The sequence below is a fragment of the Rhizobium sp. SRDI943 genome (assembly GCF_057653695.1).
In genome coordinates, this window is record NZ_CM172787.1 from 1,735,352 (window position 1) to 1,748,363 (window position 13,012).

General features: G+C 59.6%; 21 protein-coding genes and 1 tRNA gene. 20 read left to right on the forward strand and 2 right to left on the reverse strand.

What is annotated here, in order from left to right:
• Positions 1–11 precede the first annotated feature (11 nt).
• From AC245Y_RS09090 to AC245Y_RS09125, 8 genes are all read left to right on the forward strand, one after another.
• Complete coding sequence (locus tag AC245Y_RS09090; RefSeq protein WP_017993920.1) at positions 12–449, forward strand: hypothetical protein; 438 nt, start codon at positions 12–14, stop codon at positions 447–449.
• Positions 446–823 carry a hypothetical protein gene (locus AC245Y_RS09095; protein WP_245274014.1) on the forward strand — a complete coding sequence of 126 codons (378 nt, stop codon included), beginning with the start codon at positions 446–448 and terminating at the stop codon, positions 821–823. Before AC245Y_RS09090 ends, AC245Y_RS09095 begins: the two co-directional genes overlap by 4 nt.
• A 30-nt stretch (positions 824–853) precedes the next feature.
• The gene (gene nusG / locus AC245Y_RS09100) at positions 854–1,540 is read left to right on the forward strand and encodes a transcription termination/antitermination protein NusG (protein WP_017993922.1); all 687 of its coding nucleotides are present in this window, start codon (positions 854–856) and stop codon (positions 1,538–1,540) included.
• Between the two features lie 108 nt (positions 1,541–1,648).
• Positions 1,649–2,446 (forward strand): hypothetical protein, encoded by a 798-nt coding sequence (locus tag AC245Y_RS09105; protein WP_017993923.1) that lies wholly within the window; start codon positions 1,649–1,651, stop codon positions 2,444–2,446.
• A gap of 9 nt (positions 2,447–2,455) precedes the next feature.
• Positions 2,456–2,533: transfer RNA gene (locus tag AC245Y_RS09110), tRNA-Met, on the forward strand.
• 66 nt (positions 2,534–2,599) lie between these two features.
• On the forward strand, positions 2,600–2,911 hold the full coding sequence (locus tag AC245Y_RS09115; protein WP_017993924.1) for a hypothetical protein: 312 nt from the start codon (positions 2,600–2,602) through the stop codon (positions 2,909–2,911).
• Between the two features lie 147 nt (positions 2,912–3,058).
• Complete coding sequence (locus AC245Y_RS09120) at positions 3,059–3,280, forward strand: hypothetical protein (protein WP_017993926.1); 222 nt, start codon at positions 3,059–3,061, stop codon at positions 3,278–3,280.
• A gap of 18 nt (positions 3,281–3,298) precedes the next feature.
• Positions 3,299–3,424, forward strand: a complete 126-nt coding sequence (locus AC245Y_RS09125; RefSeq protein ID WP_017993927.1) for a hypothetical protein — start codon at positions 3,299–3,301, stop codon at positions 3,422–3,424.
• 1 nt (position 3,425) lies between these two features.
• Here AC245Y_RS09125 and AC245Y_RS09130 read toward each other — a convergent pair whose 3' ends face one another.
• On the reverse strand, positions 3,426–3,665 hold the full coding sequence (locus AC245Y_RS09130) for a hypothetical protein (RefSeq protein ID WP_017993928.1): 240 nt from the start codon (positions 3,663–3,665) through the stop codon (positions 3,426–3,428).
• A gap of 23 nt (positions 3,666–3,688) precedes the next feature.
• Between AC245Y_RS09130 and AC245Y_RS09135 the strand changes: the two genes are divergently transcribed.
• From AC245Y_RS09135 to AC245Y_RS09190, 12 genes are all read left to right on the forward strand, one after another.
• Positions 3,689–4,300 carry a terminase small subunit gene (locus AC245Y_RS09135; protein WP_026157337.1) on the forward strand — a complete coding sequence of 204 codons (612 nt, stop codon included), beginning with the start codon at positions 3,689–3,691 and terminating at the stop codon, positions 4,298–4,300.
• A 128-nt stretch (positions 4,301–4,428) separates the two neighbouring features.
• Entirely contained in the window at positions 4,429–5,718 is a 1,290-nt protein-coding gene (locus tag AC245Y_RS09140; protein WP_017993930.1) for a phage terminase large subunit, read from the forward strand.
• Complete coding sequence (locus AC245Y_RS09145; protein ID WP_017993931.1) at positions 5,715–7,091, forward strand: anti-CBASS protein Acb1 family protein; 1,377 nt, start codon at positions 5,715–5,717, stop codon at positions 7,089–7,091. Before AC245Y_RS09140 ends, AC245Y_RS09145 begins: the two co-directional genes overlap by 4 nt.
• A gap of 5 nt (positions 7,092–7,096) precedes the next feature.
• Positions 7,097–8,215 carry a hypothetical protein gene (locus AC245Y_RS09150; RefSeq protein WP_017993932.1) on the forward strand — a complete coding sequence of 373 codons (1,119 nt, stop codon included), beginning with the start codon at positions 7,097–7,099 and terminating at the stop codon, positions 8,213–8,215.
• Complete coding sequence (locus AC245Y_RS09155) at positions 8,216–8,662, forward strand: hypothetical protein (protein WP_017993933.1); 447 nt, start codon at positions 8,216–8,218, stop codon at positions 8,660–8,662.
• A gap of 12 nt (positions 8,663–8,674) precedes the next feature.
• Complete coding sequence (locus tag AC245Y_RS09160; RefSeq protein WP_017993934.1) at positions 8,675–9,715, forward strand: major capsid protein; 1,041 nt, start codon at positions 8,675–8,677, stop codon at positions 9,713–9,715.
• 56 nt (positions 9,716–9,771) lie between these two features.
• Complete coding sequence (locus AC245Y_RS09165; protein ID WP_017993935.1) at positions 9,772–10,110, forward strand: hypothetical protein; 339 nt, start codon at positions 9,772–9,774, stop codon at positions 10,108–10,110.
• 45 nt (positions 10,111–10,155) lie between these two features.
• Positions 10,156–11,349, forward strand: coding sequence for an SGNH/GDSL hydrolase family protein (locus AC245Y_RS09170; protein ID WP_080635453.1), 1,194 nt, complete (start codon positions 10,156–10,158; stop codon positions 11,347–11,349).
• Positions 11,350–11,388: 39 nt separating this feature from the next.
• Positions 11,389–11,898, forward strand: a complete 510-nt coding sequence (locus AC245Y_RS09175; RefSeq protein WP_017993937.1) for a DnaT-like ssDNA-binding protein — start codon at positions 11,389–11,391, stop codon at positions 11,896–11,898.
• A complete protein-coding gene (locus AC245Y_RS09180; RefSeq protein WP_017993938.1) occupies positions 11,891–12,259 on the forward strand; it encodes a hypothetical protein in 369 nt (122 codons plus the stop codon). The genes AC245Y_RS09175 and AC245Y_RS09180 overlap by 8 nt, the downstream gene beginning before the upstream one ends.
• Positions 12,256–12,423, forward strand: a complete 168-nt coding sequence (locus tag AC245Y_RS09185) for a hypothetical protein (RefSeq protein WP_020486967.1) — start codon at positions 12,256–12,258, stop codon at positions 12,421–12,423. The genes AC245Y_RS09180 and AC245Y_RS09185 overlap by 4 nt, the downstream gene beginning before the upstream one ends.
• Positions 12,420–12,749 carry a twin-arginine translocation signal domain-containing protein gene (locus AC245Y_RS09190; protein ID WP_020486968.1) on the forward strand — a complete coding sequence of 110 codons (330 nt, stop codon included), beginning with the start codon at positions 12,420–12,422 and terminating at the stop codon, positions 12,747–12,749. Before AC245Y_RS09185 ends, AC245Y_RS09190 begins: the two co-directional genes overlap by 4 nt.
• A gap of 13 nt (positions 12,750–12,762) precedes the next feature.
• On the opposite strand, the gene AC245Y_RS09195 is transcribed toward AC245Y_RS09190, so the two are convergent.
• Positions 12,763–12,993: a hypothetical protein gene (locus tag AC245Y_RS09195; RefSeq protein ID WP_017993940.1), complete on the reverse strand. Its 231-nt coding sequence runs from the start codon at positions 12,991–12,993 to the stop codon at positions 12,763–12,765.
• Positions 12,994–13,012 lie beyond the last annotated feature (19 nt).

Sequence of the window (13,012 nt, forward strand, 5' to 3'; positions counted from 1 at the left end):
CTCGAGTCGACATGGATGCCGTCGCTCCGCTTTATCCAAGCGACAAGCTCGCCGGCCGGGTGGCGGGCAGGGGAGAGCATTTCGAATGGTCCCCGCCGTCAACGTCCGTCCATTCTTCTGATCCGATCCCACATAGGGCGCCGACCGCTGCTGAGCGGACAATGCCAGAATTTGTCGATCTGACGGGCATCAAGTCCGGACGGCTCTCTGTGCTTGGCATGGCCGTGGATGTTTCCGCGAACGGTACGCGTTGGGTGGTCCGCTGCGTCTGTGGCGCCTACGAGCTTCGGCGCACGAGATACATCAAGGCTTGCGCAGCTGGCGAGAAGACCGGGAACAACGAGCCGATGTGTGAATCCTGTGCCTACACGAAAAAGCTCAGGCAAGGTTTTCACAATCCGAAGAAGGCGGCAGCGGCAGCGCAGGCGATCATGGAGGCGGCCCGATGAATGACGCTAGGCCTCATCCGCTCAAACATGAAGACGATGAGTTCTGGAAAGCCATCAGGAGGCTCCCGCAGCCCGTCTCGTGTTTCTCAAATGGCGCTTGCTGCCCATGGTGCGGAGGGCTGAACAAAACCGTCACCTTCGGAATGAACAACTGCGAAGAGTGCGGAAAAGCATACGCTTTCGGCTATCCCGACTGGCATAGCGAAAAAGATCCGGTGAGCTGGGTTCCTTTCCCGTTTGCCGAGTTCACCGCTTGCGGCAGCCGAGCAGACCTCATCCCAGAGTTCAAGCCGAACGAACGGCTTCAGCAGATCTACTTCCAAAAATCCGAAGAGCATCTCGGCGTCCACGCCGACATGACCAAGGCAAACTAACCGAGCGGCGGCTCGCGAGAGGAAATGAAAATGGCGGCGATGAAGCTTAAGGAACAGGACACTCGAGATTTTGGCGACATTGTCGCTCAAAGGCGGAGACGACTGGTCGGCAACGACTGGTATGCGATCCGCGCTGCGCCTGGCACACAGCGGATGGCCCGCTATGTCGAGGGTGCACCGATCAACCGCGTTGGAGAGAGCATCATCGAGCGCAATCTCCGCAACGAGGGCATCAGCGTCTATATGCCGGCCTATTGGTACGAGAGCATTCACCACCGAACCCGGAAGGTCATCCAGCGCCGTCTCCCGCTGCTGGTCGGTTATGCCTTCGTGAACCTCGAAAACCTGAACTTCGAGAAGGTGCGCGACGTCGACGGCGTGGTGTGCTTCCTTCGGTCCGAACTCGGTCCGATCAGGTTCAGCGGAGACGATCTGTCCATCATCGCAGCTGAAGAGCTATCGCGCCGGCAGGAGTTCCGCCGCGAACGCATCACCCGAATCCAAACCGAGACGGCCGGCCAGGTGATGCAGCTCCGCGGCAATCTCCGCAAGATCATGCCCAAGGGCAGGGGCAACCGTATCAACCTCAAGGATCAAGCGCTTATCGCCATCAAGGGCATGAAATCGGAGATGCAGAGCAAAGTCATGGGGATGCTGCTGCAATTGGAACAGTTGGAGGCATATGAGGGGCTTGAAACCATAGATCGTGTTGCGTAAGATCGTCAGTGATTTGCGGTGTTCTGTTCGCGGACCCATCTGATGGGGAATACTCGCCGGCCGCATGTCTCTCAAAAGCATCACTTATGCTCATTGGAGAAATGCGCCTTGGCGTTCATCGTTGACGGTGTGGCTCACATCCCTCTTCAGAAATCGAAAGGCCGCGACCGAATGTTCGCGCTTGTCGACGAGGAAGACTACGATCGCGTGTCGAGTTTCAAGTGGTATGCGGTCGCTTCTGGGAAGACCTTTTACGCCAGAGCCACTAGCGGGCTCCTCGCCGCCCATCTGTTCGGGATGCATTCTTTTGTCATGCGGGCCCAAAAGGGACAGCGCGTAGACCACGAAAACGGGAACGGCTTGGACAACCGGAAGGTCAATCTCCGAAAAGCCACAGCCGCTCAAAACGCGTGGAATTCCTTCAAGCGCGACGACCCGTGCAGTTCGAAGTTCAAGGGCGTCATGCTCACCAGTTCGGGGAGATGGGCGGCCTCGATCACTCGAAACGGTGATCATGAGGTAATCGGGCTCTTTGATGATGAAGCCACGGCGGCCCGCGCCTACGATGAAAAGGCGATATTGCTGTTCGGCGAGTTCGCCAAGACCAACGAGGCCATGGGCTTATTCGATGGCGATCGGGCAAGCCGGGTCACGGCATCAGACATGATGTTTGACCCGCGATCGATCGGCGAGTTCAAGGCGGCGACGCCCGGCCGAATTTTCGACGGCAATGAAAACGTCGGAGACCGCGCTGCCGTCGGGGTTGTGATCGGCCTTTGCACGCACCCTCGCACCCGTCAAACCATGTATAGGCTCGATACAGGGGCCAAGGTGCACATGGATGCCTACATGGGCCGGCATCCATCATCCGAGGAACTGGCGTTCATGCGCGCCGGCCAAAAATGAATTGCTTCATGTCGGAGTAGAGCAGCCCGGTAGCTCGCTTGGCTCATAACCAAGAGGCCGCAGGTTCGAATCCTGCCTCCGCAACCAATCAGCCCGTCGCCCGCTCAGCCGGTCGGCGGGCTTTCTCGTCCAACCAAGCAGAAAGGAAAGAGCATGCGAATTGTTCGAAGTCTCCTCTGCGCGGGCCTCGCCATGATGGCGGTCGGCCTTTGCGCAGCGATGCCCGCAGCCGCAGCGATCCCGATCAATGTCAATGTGATCGTCCAGCCTCTGACGGCGAAGGAATATCCGGCGCCGGCCATCGTCGTCGACCATGAAGACGTCTCGATGTTGCCGAGTGTCATGCCAGCGATCGCAGGCGACGGCGGCGGCCGAAGTTCCATCTTCGACGACAGCCTCTCGTTTGACGCCACGTCCACGCTCGTCGAAGCCTACCAGCATATCGACCCTGACATCGCCGGCTGATCACATCCGAATGACGAATACCGAAGAGCTGGGCGATGTCCCGGCTCTTTTTGTCCCGATGTTCATTTCTGCTTCCTCACCCGAGGGCGAAGAAATCAACATCAGATCCGCGTCCGGCGGCTTCCGGACCAACAGAGGAGAAGACGCATGAGCGCACCCACCGTAAGAGCCAAGTTTCGTTGCAGCGGCAAGGAAGGCAACACCTGCTTTTTCCACACCGTCTGGTCTGAAGACATCCAATCGGAGAATGGCCGGTTTACCGTCGCCACCCCATGGGGCGAGCTTCGCATGACCGTCGACAATCCGAGCGCCGCCATCCAGTTCGAGCCGGGGCAGGAATACTACCTCGACTTCACGCCTGCCGCCTGAGATCGGAGAGGAGCGTCCATGTCAAAGACCACCAGGGCGCTCCTCATCCTCGCCGTAGTTGTCGCGGTGGCTTCGTTCGCGGCGACCCTCGTCGGCTGCGTCAGCTACCAGCCGCCCGGGCGGGATCTATGGCGGGCGCTGTAGATCAAAGGCCGGTCGTGATTGCGGTCATTCCGCCTTTCGTCGCGGCAATACCTTTCGCTCGCTCAAGGATAGCGTACCGCTCATCCTGTTCCTTGTGTCGGAACTCTTCTTTTGCGGAGTCCGTGATCCTGTAACGGCCACAGGTATCGCAGATCACCTCGGTAGTATCACCCATTTTGGGCAAAGCCTCCTTGGTAGTTCCTTCGCATACAGGGCAGGTGTTGTTGTTTGTCCAAGTCATCAGCTCTCTCCCAAGGTTAAGCCATGCCAGTCCTAAAAAACGCGCGGCATGAGAAGTTCGCGCAAGAGTTGGCCAAAGGCAAGACAGCAGATGACGCATATGCGTCCGCCGGTTTCAAGCCAGACCGGGGAAATGCATCTCGCCTACAGCATAAAGACAACATCGTACAACGCGTGACCGAGCTTTTGGAGTGGGAGCAGGTTGTCGAGCGGAAAGCCACCGAAAAGGCCATCGAAAAGCTCGCCATCACGAAAGAGCGCGTTTTGGAGGAGCTGGCCAAGATCGGGTTCTCTGACATCCGCAAGGCCATCAAGTGGCAAGGCACGCTTGTCACCGAAGAGGATAACCCAGACGGCGGGGATGTTCTCGTGATCAAGAATGTCGTCACCAACAACGTCCAGCTCGTTTCCAGCGATGACATCGATGACGACACGGCGGCAGCAATCGCCGAGATTAGCCAGAATTCGACCGGCGGCATCAAGCTGAAGCTTCACGATAAGAAGGGTGCGCTGGTCGACATCGGCAAGCACCTCGGCATGTTCGTTGAGCGTCACGAGCACACTGGCAAGGACGGCGCCCCGATACAGACCGAGACGAGAACATGGCGGGAAGTGCTGCGCAGCGAAAAGAGCTAGACGCTACCACCCACCTTACGAACCCCGCCCTTCACGATTTTTGGGAGCAGGTTTTCCTCGGGCAGGCGGACATCGCGGTCCTTCATGGCGGACGATCAAGCTCAAAGACGAGAGACACAGCTTGCCAGTTGGTGCGCCTTGTCGACCACGTCGCCGTCAGGATGCGCGTTCTCTGCATCCGTCGCTTCCAGAACCGTATTCAGGATTCGGTCTATACCGAACTGAAGTGGGCAATCGCTCATCTCGGCCTTGAAGCGGCCTACGACGTTCAGAAGACGACGATCATTCACCGGCGGACCGGTGCGGAGTTCATCTTCTACGGCATCGAGCGCAACCTTGAAGACATCAAGGGCACGTCCGACGTCGATATCCTGTGGGTCGAGGAAGCGGAGAAGCTGACCGAGGACCAGTGGACGGTCATCGGCCCGACGATCCGCAAGGAAGACAGCCTGGCGATCCTGCTGTTCAACCCCAAGCTGGTCACCGATTACGTCTGGAAGAATTTCGTCATCAACGTGCCGCCGCACTGCGTCGTGCGCAAGATCGACTACACCGAGAACCCGTTCCTCTCGCAAAAGGCGTTGCGCGACATCGCTGCTATGCGGGAGCGCAGCCCGGAGATGTTCGAGCACGTCTACGGCGGCGTGCCGCTCGGCGACAGTGAGCTTTCGATCTTCAAGCGGAAATGGCTTGAGGCATGCGTCGACGCCCATGTCGTGCTCAAACTCTCGCTGACCGGTCGGAACATCATCGGCTTCGACCCGGCTGACGATGGTGAGGACAACAGCGCGACGGCCGACAAGATCGGCGGCATCTTCATGGATGCTGAAGACTGGTCATCGGGTAAGGATGAGCTCGTCCAGAACGCCAAGCGCGTCTGGGCCAAGGCGAAGAACGCAGATGCCACGGTGTCATATGACACGATCGGCGTTGGCGCTTTCGTCGGCGGCTACATCGACGAGCAGAACGAAGTGAACAAGGCCAGCGTCGAGCACTTTGCTTTTCACGCCGGTGGCGCGGTCATGGACCCGGATAAGCCGAGCGACGCGCTGAATGCCAACAGCCCGCTGAACAAGGATGAATACCTGAACCTGAAGGCGCAGGCATGGGCCAATACAGCCCGCCGCGCCATGCTCACGTTCAACGCGGTGACGCGGGGCCAATCGATCAAGCCTGAGGACGTGCTGTCGTTCTCGTCTGAGATCGATGCCAAGAAGCTGGACGCGCTCTTCACCGAGCTTTGCGTCCCCTGGTGGGTCGAGACAGAGGGCAAGAAGCGCGTCGTGCCGAAGGCCAAGCTCAAAAAAGATTTGGGCGTGAAATCTCACAACCTGGCTGATGCGGTGATCGCAGCCGACAACGTCAACATCGAAGTCGGTCCGACCGTTGCGATGTTCCTGAGGAATAAGAACCGATGAGCAATGTCCTGAGGCTGGCAAACTACGCCCAGCGCCGGCTCGGCAGCATGTTCCCGGCCTTCTTCCCCGGCGCGAACGTCAAGCATGACTATTACAAGGATTTCGGCTGGCCCGAGACGCTCAGCTTCGACCAGCTCTATCGCATGTACCTCCGCAACGGGGTGGCGACCGCCGGCGTGGACAAGACTGCGCTGAAGACGTGGCAGGACGCGCCTTTCCTCCTCGAGCAGGAGCGTGACGGTTCGGAGAAAGGCAAGAGGAAAGAGACGCCGCTCGAAAAGGAGATCCGCAAGAGGTTCTCTGCGCTGCGCCTGTGGTCCAAGCTGGCCGATGCCGACCGCATGGCGATGGTCGGCGGATATTCCGGCGTGATCCTCCGCCTGAGGGACGGTAAGGTGTTTGATCAGCCGGTCGACACGGTCCCCGGCGGTCTCGATGGCCTCTATAAGGTCGACCCGGTCTGGAAGGGACAGTTGACCGTTGCGGAATACGACACCGATTCTCGATCGGAGACATACGGCGAGCCGGTCATGTACCAGTTCAACGAGGCGGCTCTAACCGGCGATGCGAAGCAGAATCGCCAGCTTCGCATTCATCCCGATCGCGTCCTGATCTGGTCGGACGACGGCACGATTTACGGCCGATCGATCCTTGAGCCTGGCTTCAACGACCTGATCGACATGGACAAGGTCAAAGGCGCGGGTGGTGAGGGCTTCTGGAAGAACGCCAAGTCGGCGCCCGTTCTCGAAGTCGACAAGGAAGCCAAGATTGCCGACATGGCGAAGGCCATGGGCGTCACGGTCGAAGAGCTTGCCGACAAGATGAATGACCAGGTGGCCGACTATAACGCTGGCTTCGATCAGTTGCTGATGCTCATGGGCATGCAGGCGAAACAGCTCAACGTCACGCTCCCATCGCCCGAGCATTTCTATGGCGTGCCGCTCCAGTCCTTCGCCGCGTCGATCTCCATGCCGGTGAAGGTCCTGGTGGGCATGCAGACGGGCGAGCGGGCCAGTCAGGAGGATGCGGACGAGTGGGCTCAGACCTGCATGTCGCGCCGGGCCAACGTCACGCACCCGAACATCATGGAGCTTGTCTCCCGCCTGCAGCGCTTCGAGATCCTGCCGGAGAAAGACTGGTTCATCGACCAAGCCGACCTTACCGAGGCGTCGATGGGCGAGAAGATCGATCGAGCCGTGAAGATGGCCGACGTCAATCAGAAGACCGGTACCAGCGAGTGGGTGTTCACCCCCGAGGATATCCGCGGCGCGGTTGGCTACGAGCCGTTGGCCGAGAGCGACAAGTATCGAGATGAAGCGCCGGATGAAGAAACCGACGCATCTCTCGGAAAGCCCACACCCACAAAGGAATAGTCGACATGCCCCAGGTGCGTGTGAACGTCAGGTCACTGGCGAACGTGAAGGCTGTCCGCAAGGAAAAGCGCAATGGCCGCGATGTCGTGATCGTCCCGAGCGCCACCCTGCCGGACGACATCATCATGAACGGGATCAAGTACCCGTCCGAAGAGATCGAGAAGAGCTATCTGACGCTCAACCGGTCGCCGGCGCCGCTCGGTCACCCGCTTGTCAACGGCAAGTTCATCTCCGCCCGGGACCCGGAAGGCGTCAACATCGGCCATATCGGGGCATGGAATGAGAACGTGCGCCGGGAAGGCGGCCGGGTGCTGCTCGACAAGGTGATCGACGTCGAGGTCGCTAACCGCTCGGAAGGCGGCAAGGCCGTCCTGGCTGCGATCGAGGCCGGCGGCCCGGTCCACACCTCGACTGGGCTGCTTGCCACCATGGAAGCGGTCAACGCCGCTGATCATAAGCGCATCGCCCGCAACATGGTGTTCGACCATGACGCAATTCTGCTGGGCGAGGAGGGTGCTGCCACCCCCGACCAGGGCGTCGGCATGCTCGTCAACGCCAAGGGCGAGATGGAAGACATCGAGGTCGTCAACTCCGCTCTGACGGATGCTGCCGATCAGGAAATCGACTGGGCGGGAACCCGCCTCGTTGAAGCTCTCATGCGCCGGAAGAATGTCGGCCTGTGGGAGAAGACCAAGACCGCAATGATGGAAGCCTTGGGCTTCAACGAGCGGGAATCCTCAACCAACACGAAGGAAGACGAGATGCCTGTCACCGACGAGCAGTTCAAGTCGCTTTCCGATGAGGTCAAAGCCCTCTCGGGAAGCATGGGAAAGATTGGCGAGACCATCGCCAACTCCGTAACCGCAGCCCTCAAGCCGGTGCTCGACGCACAGGCCGAGATGGTTGCCAACCAGAAGGCCAAGGATGACGCCGAGCATGCCGAGCTCGTCACCAAGGTCGTCAACGCGAAGCTTCTCGATGAAGCGACCGCGAAGGCAACGCCTCTCGTAACGCTGCGCGCGCTGGCGCCTCAGGCCGAAAAGAAGCCCGCAGCAGCGCTGAACTCCGCCTTCAAGGGCAGCGAACAGAGCTCGGGCTTCAAGCTTCCGAAGGGAGACAAGTAAATGGCTCGCTATAACAAGATCTTCGGCGGCCCTGTTCAGGAGAACATGCCGCAGGTGCACGAGGCGATCTGCGATACCGCAGTTCTGCCGGGCACTCTCGTCGTCCGCACCGCCGGCAAGTTCGTGCCGGCTGTAGCAGCCAGCAAGGGCCGCATGTTCGTCGTCCAGGACAACTATCTCGCCCTGAAGGACGTCGACACGGCTTGGCCGGCCGGTGACCGCATCATCGGCATGGAACTAATCGACGAACTTCTGTTCCGCGGTCGTGTCCCGACCGCCACCAGCATCACCCAGGATGCCCCGCTGTCCGCTAACGCGGCCGGCAAACTCATTCCGGCGACCACGGGCACCTTTGTCGTGGCCTTCGCGAACGAGACCTACAACAACACCTCTGGTGCAGACCAGCTTGTCAGCGTCCGCGCTGCCAAGGGCTACACCTTCGCATAAGGAGCGACCGACATGCGCTATTTTGACGAACAGCTTGTCGCGAACTCTCGCGATCATGCTCGCTGGTGGGGAGAAGTCACGGCAGACCGTGAACACTTCCACCGCATCGAGGACCACATGGCGGAGCTTCACAACTCCGCTGCCATCCTGCCGCGCGATGCATGGCAGGAACTGGACGACACTACCCGCCGCGTGATGCGCTCGGACGAAGGTTCCGTCTGGATGGACGACCTTATGCCGCTGGCAAAGCCGGTAAACATCGGCAAGATCGTGGTTCTCAACCGCGTTTCCGGCGACGCCGGCGTGGTCACCCGGTCTCTATCCGGCCAGGTCCCGGTCGGCCTCGATAAGGTCGGCTATGACTACCGGGGCACCGTCGTTCCCGTCTTCTCGTCCGGCTACGGCCGCGAGTGGCGCGAATGGAATACCCTGCAGTCCGAGAACTTCGATGCTCTCTCCGACGACCAGGAAGCCATCACGGCGAAGATCCGCCGCGACAATGCGCTCTTCTGCCTCAATGGTGACCCGACCATCGTGTTCCAGGGTTACACGGCTTACGGCATCAAGAACTCGCCGTATTCCAAGACGATCAACCTCGGCGCTGGCGCCGGCGGTGCCAACATCGACCTGACCACGGCCACGTGGGCGCAGCTTGATGCGTTCTTCACCGGCCCGTTCGGCGCGATGCTGGATGCCAACCTGATTGCTGGCCCGGTCAACCTGTATGTCTCTCCGGAGATCATGCGGAACCTCGATGCGCAGATCAACCCTTCCGCCGGATCGACGCTGGGAACTCGCCTCGAGCAGCTTATGAAGAACCGCCGCATCAAGAAGATTGCGGTATCCTTCGAGCTGACGGGCAATCAGTTCTTCGGCTTCGTGCCGTCGGCTGATTACATCCGCCCACGCGTTGGCATGGCGACCAACACGACCGCGATCCCACGCAACATGCCGACGGCGAACTATCAGTTCCTCGTCATGAATGCGCTGGGCATCGAGATCCGCGCCGACATCAACGGTCGATCCGGCGTCTTCTATTCGGTCGTCGTCTGATCCTTAGCCTCGCCAATCACGGCGGGGCATCCCCCTTATAATTCAGGAGAAATCCCATGCGCATTCGCATCAAAGCGCCTGCGGGCCTTTCCTCGTCTGGCATCTATGGCGCCGACGGCAAGGAACTCGAAGTCGGCACGGAACTCGACGTCGAAAAAGAACCAACCGATCTGGTTGGCCGCTACGAAGTCGTCTCTGGCTCGACTGAAGGCAAGGAGCCGGTCCTCAACGACTCCGCCTACAAGGTCGAGAGCAAAGGCGGTGGCTATTCCGTCATTACCAAGGACGGCGAGCCTGTCACCAAGGGCCTGCGCAAAGACGATCTCGAAGGCTTCGACACCCTGTCCGAAGAAGACCGGGCCGCCTTCGTCGAGCTTCACAAAAAAGACGCCTAAACCCTTCCACCCTCCCGAGAATCCAGAGCAGCCAAGGAGATCACGATGGCTCTTTCACCGAATCTTATTGCTGCTCTGGTCGGAGCGGGCGTTATCTCGCAGGGCGGCGGGGGGCCAAGCAACCTTGGTCTGTTCAACTTCAAGACTTCCCAGTTCACCAAGACAAAGGCCATGAAAACACGCGTGCAGGCTGGAACTGGACGAGGGAGGATATGCGTCCCCGGCGACAGTACGGCTTGGGGTGAAGGTGGTGGCGATAGCGGCAGCAATAACCGCGTCAATGCCAAGCTCAGGGCGTGGCCTACAATTCTCGCACAACGCCTTACCAGTAACGGGCTATCATCGAACTGGGAAGGGATCTACGGCAGCGGCGGCGTTGCCGTGGCAACCGTTCCGATCGCTACGCATCGGTCGCTCTACTATGCCGGGATGAACGCGCGCGCCGCATGGGATGTGGCAGCAGCAGCTCGGCTCGGCGGCGTCTGGTTTCAGAACTCGACCGATGGCGGCATCTTCTCCTATACCTCGACGATCCCGGTCAACCGCTTCGAACTCGCCGACATCACAGCGGCCGGCGGCGGAGTGATCAGCTACAACATCGATGGCGGTGCCGAAACGCAACTCACACAAACCAACGCCACGGCAAGCTTCAGGCTGACCACGGTTGATGCCGGTGCCCCTGGAATTCACACCATCAACATCACAAGGGTGAGTGGGACCGGCTTCTTCGTGGGTCTCCGCGCTTGGAATGAAGCTGTCCCGCAGGTCGATGTGCTCAATTTCGGTATGGGCTCATCTGTGGTCGCGGATTGGGTGGTGAACACCGTCGCCTATTCGCCGCTTCCGTCCTTGGCTACAATGTGCGCTACTGCGGATCTGGTGATCTTGCCGTTCACGATCAACGATGCGATCGTTCCTACGAGCACGGCATCTTATAAGGCTAGCCTGCAAACGCTCATCAACACGGCAAAAGCCGGCGGGGCTGACGTTTTGTTGCAGACTGGAAATCCGTGCAGCCTTGCCGCCGACGCTGACGCAAACCAGCAAGGCATTCGTCAAGCGATGAAGGATTTGGCTTTGTCGAATGATCTACCAATGATCGACCTCTTCGACCTCTACGGCGATTATCTCAGCATGGTGGCGCGCAATCTCATGTACAATTCCCGCCACCCTAATACGGCCGGGTATGCAGATATCGGGAACTTCGTCGCTGACACAATTTGGCGGTTCGCCGCCTAATATCGCTCTTCCTGTCCAGAACTGATCGGATAATCTCACATGGCTGGATACGGCGACGATGCAGGCTTCACGGCCTGGCTGAGCGATAACGGCTATACGCTGCCGACAAACCCGGTACCGCCGTCGGCGGCCGTCTTGCGCAACCGTGGCAGCAACTACATCGATGCGGTCTACGGCTCCCGCTTCCTCGGCTCTGTCGTGGATGCCGCGCAGGAGCGTCAGTGGCCGCGCGAGGGCGCGATCGTCAACGGCAAGCTGCTTCCGTCGAATGTGGTGCCGGCCGCTGTCATCAACGCCTCCTATCAGGCTGCATATCAGGAAGCGGTGTCGCCCGGTTCGCTGTCGGTGGTCGGCTCTGCCTCGTCGGCGGTGAAGCGCGAGAAGGTCGGGCCGCTGGAAGTGGAATACGCCACAGCCGAATCCGACGGCACGGCATCCGGCATCACGCCGCTGATCTCGATCGTGGATGGAATGCTGGCGCCTTACCTTCGCTGCGAGGACCTGCTCTATCTCGGCATCCTCTCGATCGGCGGCTCTCGCTGTGGCTGATCCGCTCTTCACGCGCCTGCAAAGCGTAGCGCAGCGCCTCATCACGAAATACGGCCAGGCTGGCAAGGTTCGCCGCGTGACGCCGCCTGACCCTGTTACTGGCGGCGATGGCACGCCAACCGATTACAATTGCCGCCTGTTTCCTGCCACCTATGACCGGCGCTATGTCGACGGGACCAACATCCTCGCGTCCGACAAGCAGCTCTACATCGGCTCGATCGGGATCGGCGTCTCGCCAAAGGTTGGCGATGTCGCGATCGGCGCCGACGGCACGGAATATCACATCGTCCATGACGATCCGAACAACTACGACGGCCAGGTCAATGTCGTCTTCATCTGCCAAGGAAGGACAGCAACATGACGAATGTCTTGCTCACCAAGAAATACAAGGGCCGGGAAGCCGGTTCGATCCTCACGGACATCGCCGATGGCGAGGCGACCGCACTCGAAACCATCGGTGTAGGGCAGAAGCTCAAGGAAGAGCAGCCGGCGCCGAAGAAGGGCGGCAAGGAGAGCGCGGAATGAACCGGCGTGGCTTTCTGAAGGGAGCCGCCGTAGCGATCGCCGCCGCCCCCGCATCTGCCAATGCTGCTGTTTTGAAGGCTGACGGCATTCGCGTTTCGTCAAACAAAGATGATCCTGGCTATCGCGCTTGGTGCATTGCCAAGGGGGACGGCAAGAAGGTTCGGGTATATCTCGATGGGGTCGAACAAAAGGTCGCTTCCATGGCGGACGAGGCACGCGGCGAAGTCCGCCGTGCTGTCCTCACTCCGAACGGTAATCTTGCAATTGGCAACGATGAGGTTCTGGAAGAGATCGTATACGGCGATGTGCGGGTGACGATCGAATAATTGCCACCCTTCATCAGGCCTCCATCTCGTAGATCACGTCATGAACAGGCCTGAGGTCGTAATGGTATTCCGCCGCCCCGCTTTCGCTGAACACAACAGGTCGAGAGATGTGGGTGCTATAGGTCTTGCCCTTGTGTTCAACATAGGAGGGCAGCGGCACGGCTGTCACGACGCTTTTCAGCCGGTAACCTGGCTCGCGGAATAACATGGTCTTTGATTTGTCGCGGACTTTTATGAGTGACATTGCCTATATCTCCTGCGCT

What these genes read in the sequence shown, in the direction of transcription:
- AC245Y_RS09090 (WP_017993920.1), top strand. Translation starts at nt 12, where the DNA reads ATGGATGCCGTCGCTCCGCTTTATCCAAGCGACAAGCTCGCCGGCCGG.
- AC245Y_RS09095 (WP_245274014.1), top strand. Translation starts at nt 446, where the DNA reads ATGAATGACGCTAGGCCTCATCCGCTCAAACATGAAGACGATGAGTTC.
- nusG (WP_017993922.1), top strand. Translation starts at nt 854, where the DNA reads ATGGCGGCGATGAAGCTTAAGGAACAGGACACTCGAGATTTTGGCGAC.
- AC245Y_RS09115 (WP_017993924.1), top strand. Translation starts at nt 2,600, where the DNA reads ATGCGAATTGTTCGAAGTCTCCTCTGCGCGGGCCTCGCCATGATGGCG.
- AC245Y_RS09120 (WP_017993926.1), top strand. Translation starts at nt 3,059, where the DNA reads ATGAGCGCACCCACCGTAAGAGCCAAGTTTCGTTGCAGCGGCAAGGAA.
- AC245Y_RS09125 (WP_017993927.1), top strand. Translation starts at nt 3,299, where the DNA reads ATGTCAAAGACCACCAGGGCGCTCCTCATCCTCGCCGTAGTTGTCGCG.
- AC245Y_RS09130 (WP_017993928.1), bottom strand. Translation starts at nt 3,665, where the DNA reads ATGACTTGGACAAACAACAACACCTGCCCTGTATGCGAAGGAACTACC.
- AC245Y_RS09135 (WP_026157337.1), top strand. Translation starts at nt 3,689, where the DNA reads ATGCCAGTCCTAAAAAACGCGCGGCATGAGAAGTTCGCGCAAGAGTTG.
- AC245Y_RS09145 (WP_017993931.1), top strand. Translation starts at nt 5,715, where the DNA reads ATGAGCAATGTCCTGAGGCTGGCAAACTACGCCCAGCGCCGGCTCGGC.
- AC245Y_RS09150 (WP_017993932.1), top strand. Translation starts at nt 7,097, where the DNA reads ATGCCCCAGGTGCGTGTGAACGTCAGGTCACTGGCGAACGTGAAGGCT.
- AC245Y_RS09155 (WP_017993933.1), top strand. Translation starts at nt 8,216, where the DNA reads ATGGCTCGCTATAACAAGATCTTCGGCGGCCCTGTTCAGGAGAACATG.
- AC245Y_RS09160 (WP_017993934.1), top strand. Translation starts at nt 8,675, where the DNA reads ATGCGCTATTTTGACGAACAGCTTGTCGCGAACTCTCGCGATCATGCT.
- AC245Y_RS09165 (WP_017993935.1), top strand. Translation starts at nt 9,772, where the DNA reads ATGCGCATTCGCATCAAAGCGCCTGCGGGCCTTTCCTCGTCTGGCATC.
- AC245Y_RS09170 (WP_080635453.1), top strand. Translation starts at nt 10,156, where the DNA reads ATGGCTCTTTCACCGAATCTTATTGCTGCTCTGGTCGGAGCGGGCGTT.
- AC245Y_RS09175 (WP_017993937.1), top strand. Translation starts at nt 11,389, where the DNA reads ATGGCTGGATACGGCGACGATGCAGGCTTCACGGCCTGGCTGAGCGAT.
- AC245Y_RS09185 (WP_020486967.1), top strand. Translation starts at nt 12,256, where the DNA reads ATGACGAATGTCTTGCTCACCAAGAAATACAAGGGCCGGGAAGCCGGT.
- AC245Y_RS09190 (WP_020486968.1), top strand. Translation starts at nt 12,420, where the DNA reads ATGAACCGGCGTGGCTTTCTGAAGGGAGCCGCCGTAGCGATCGCCGCC.
- AC245Y_RS09195 (WP_017993940.1), bottom strand. Translation starts at nt 12,993, where the DNA reads ATGTCACTCATAAAAGTCCGCGACAAATCAAAGACCATGTTATTCCGC.